The 597-nt window shown below is 47.1% G+C and carries 1 protein-coding gene; it reads left to right on the top strand.

Annotation, left to right across the window (positions count from 1 at the left end; translation table 11 throughout):
• Positions 1-597, top strand: a 597-nt coding sequence (locus R7Z50_RS29105; protein ID WP_318149958.1) for a nicotinate-nucleotide diphosphorylase, incomplete at both ends; no start/stop codon positions are given.

The following is a 597-nucleotide window of genomic DNA, read 5'->3' as shown; positions in this document are numbered from 1 at the left end:
TGAAGAACACACACAACAGCCAAGAACGCCTAGAATACCTCAAGCAACAACTTCCTTTAGAAATCACCCGCTCTGTCGCCGATACCTTAAAAGAAGATCTAGGTGGCACGTTGGATGCGTCACAAGATATCACCGCATCTCTTATTCCTGCTGATGCAATGAATACCGCAACCATCATCACTCGTGAACACGGTGTGTTTTGTGGTCAAGCTTGGGCAGATGAAGTATTTAAACAGCTTGGCGGCAAAGTCACTATCGAATGGCATGTAAAAGATGGTGATAAAGTCGAGCCAAACCAAACACTTTGTACGCTGACTGGCCCAGCTCGTGACCTGTTCACGGGTGAGCGCAACGCAATGAACTTTATTCAAACCCTTTCTGGCTGTGCAACAACAACCGCTGAGTATGCAGCAAAAATCGCGCATACCGATTGTCGTTTGTTAGACACACGCAAAACCATTCCGGGTCTTCGAAGTGCTCTGAAGTACGCCGTTGCTTGTGGTGGCGGTTTTAACCATCGTATCGGTGTGTTCGACGCTTACCTCATCAAAGAAAACCACATCATCGCTTGTGGTGGAATTACTCAAGCAATCACCA

The organism is Vibrio sp. 1249-1, assembly GCF_033340495.1.
This window is presented reverse-complemented; position numbering and strand designations above follow the sequence as displayed.